The organism is Acidisoma sp. L85 (assembly GCF_009765865.1).
Classification (GTDB): domain Bacteria; phylum Pseudomonadota; class Alphaproteobacteria; order Acetobacterales; family Acetobacteraceae; genus Acidisoma.
Map to the genome: position 1 here is coordinate 1 of NZ_LMUQ01000067.1, position 2606 is coordinate 2606.

A 2606-nucleotide genomic window follows, 5' to 3' on the forward strand; every position below is an offset into this window, starting at 1 on the left:
CGCCTCATGCTCGTCCCCGCCGGTGAACCCCGGCCGGGAGCATGTCAGCTGAGGCAACGGGTAGGGCCCCGGTAACATTTCAGGTGCGGCAATGCGCCGGTTATCGACATCGCCGGATGGCCGGTTAGGCTGACCGAAGGTCGGGCGGAGCCTGGCCGTAGGTCAGCCTAACCGGCGACGAGGTTTCTGCCCTCGTCTGCGGGCCGCGGCGTGTGCGGGCAACATGGTTCCTCGACGAAGACGAGGACCGAAGTGCCCGGACCACACGTCACCAGCCAGCAAAAGAGGCTCTTTATGGATTTCCGTCGTCACCATCCTCAGCCTGTCGCTGCCGCCAAGGCGGGGTTCAGCGAACGAACCGGCCGCCGCATCGAGACCGCGCACCACCTGCCGCCCCTGCCTTTCGATAAACCCCGATCGCGACGTCGAACCGCCGATCCTTTCCTTGGGCTATGGGATGGCGAGATCCGCCCGATGCTTGAGGCCACGCCCGGCCTGCGGCCCGTGACCCTGCTCGAGGAGATGCAGCGCCGATATCCTGATCATGATTGGGATCGCTTACGCCGTAGCCTGGAGCGCCGGGTCCGTGCCTGGTCCGCCGAGCATGGGGCCGACCGGGAGGTGATCTTCCGTCAGGACCATATCCCCGGCCAGCAGGCGCTTTCTGACTTCACGGACATGGGCGATGTGGGCGTGAGCGTCGCGGGCCAGGCCCTTGATCACCGGCTCTATCACTTCGTTCTGGCCTATTCCGCCTGGGAGCATGCCGAGTTGGTGCTCGGCGGCGAGAGCTTCACAGCCCTCGCGGTTGGTCTGCAGAACGCTCTCTGGATGCTGGGCGGCGTGCCCGCCGAACATCGTTCGGACAGCCTGTCCGCCGCCTTCCGCAACCTCGATGACGATGCGCGTCTCGATCAGACACGACGCTACGAGGCCTTCTGTGTCCATTACGGCATGACGCCGACCCGCAACAACACCGGCGTGGCGCATGAGAACGGCGCGATCGAGAGCCAGCATGGGCATCTCAAGCGTCGTGTTGCCCAGGCCCTTCTGCTCCGGGGTAGTGCCGACTTCGCTAGTCTCGACGCCTACCGCGCCTGGATCGCCGACTTCATCGGTCGTCGCAATGCCCGGCGCGGCAAGATGGTGCGCCTGGAAGCCACGGCCCTGCACGCGCTGCCGTCTCGACGAACGACCGATTACGACGAGGCCACGGTGTTCGTGACCTCCAGCAGCGGCTTCGTTCTCCGCAAGGTCTTCTACACCGTCCCATCCCGGCTGATCGGCTTTCGGATGCGGGTGCGGATCTATGATGATCGGCTTGATTGCATCGTTGGCGACAGCCCGGTCCTGACGCTGCGCCGTGGTCGCAGCGGCGCCGACGGGCGACATGGCCATGTCATCGACTACCGGCACGTCATCCACAGTCTGCGTCGCAAGCCGATGGCTCTGCTTAATCTTGTCTATCGCGACGCTTTGTTCCCCCGGCCAGCCTATCGCCTGGCATGGGAGAGGTTGTTAGCCGACGGTGATGCGTCTGCCGCCTGTAAGACGATGGTGGCGCTTCTCCTCCTCGCCCATGAGAGCGGCCATGAGGCGGAACTCGCCGTCGCCCTGAGTGACCTGATGGGGCAAAACGCCGGGGCTGAGATGAATGGCGGCTTCGCCATTGATCTCGCGGCGCTGAGGACCCGGTTCGCGACGGTGCGGGGCATAATGCCCGATATCGTCGTCACCCTCCCATCCGTCGCCAGCTACGACACGTTGCTCCCCTCGATGGGGCAAGCAGCATGAACGACAGGATCAGCGACACCATCACCGTCGACACCGCTCGCCTGCCCTTGTTGCTCAATGAATTGCGGCTGCCGACTATCGGGGCCATGTGGTCGAGCTTCACGGAGCGTGCCGACCGAGAAGGTTGGCCAGCGGCGCGGCTGCTGGCCACACTCACCGAGCTGGAGCTCGCCGAGCGGGCCCAGCGAGGGATTGTCACGTTAACTGGTGGGGGTTGAGCAACATCTGAGCCGGTGGGCAGCGGGAGCGGTCATCCGGCGGTTCGGGCGCACGTCACCTGTGTCCAACTCTTCAAGGCTCTCTCACGCATGGCACGATACCGGCTGGCAGTCATGCGATGGCGCCGCGGGCGGAAGTGCCCAGAGATGAAAGCGTGAGCGCATAGGAAGCGCTGGGCCTGGCGCATCGACTTGTATCGCTGCATTTGCCGCTCTCGCTGCCGGGTCGGCCGGTGCGAGTTCTCTGCCCGGTTGTTAAGGTAGCGGCTCTCTCGATGCTCGACGCCCGGCAGCACTTCGCGTTTGGCCACACCGTAGCTCTTCAGCTTGTCCGTGATGAGGACGCGTGGCGAATACTGCAGGCCTTTCAGGAGGTGCTTGAGGAAGCGCTTCGCCGCGGCGCCATCACGGCGGCTCTGCACCAGGATGCCCAGCACGACGCCGTTCTGATCCACGGCGCGCCAGAGATAGCGTAATTCACCCTGAACGCGGATGAACAGGCGAGTGGCGCGGGGCAGTTGCATCCCCGCGCTCTCTCAGAACCGGACGTGATACTCTCGCATCATCCGGCTCCCATTGTTCGGCCGCTTCCAT

Annotated in this window: 3 protein-coding genes; 2 read left to right on the forward strand and 1 reads right to left on the reverse strand. The window is 64.6% G+C overall.

Going from position 1 to position 2606, the window contains the following annotated elements:
- The first annotated feature begins 294 nt into the window (after positions 1-294).
- Together istA and GSQ83_RS23410 are read left to right on the forward strand one after the other, a co-directional pair.
- Positions 295-1794, forward strand: coding sequence for an IS21 family transposase (gene istA / locus GSQ83_RS23405; RefSeq protein WP_174246733.1), 1500 nt, complete (start codon positions 295-297; stop codon positions 1792-1794).
- A complete protein-coding gene (locus tag GSQ83_RS23410) occupies positions 1791-2012 on the forward strand; it encodes a hypothetical protein (protein ID WP_216850515.1) in 222 nt (73 codons plus the stop codon). The genes istA and GSQ83_RS23410 overlap by 4 nt, the downstream gene beginning before the upstream one ends.
- A gap of 32 nt (positions 2013-2044) precedes the next feature.
- On the opposite strand, the gene GSQ83_RS23415 is transcribed toward GSQ83_RS23410, so the two are convergent.
- Positions 2045-2536, reverse strand: coding sequence for a DDE-type integrase/transposase/recombinase (locus GSQ83_RS23415; RefSeq protein ID WP_158805298.1), 492 nt, complete (start codon positions 2534-2536; stop codon positions 2045-2047).
- Between the last annotated feature and the right edge of the window lie 70 nt (positions 2537-2606).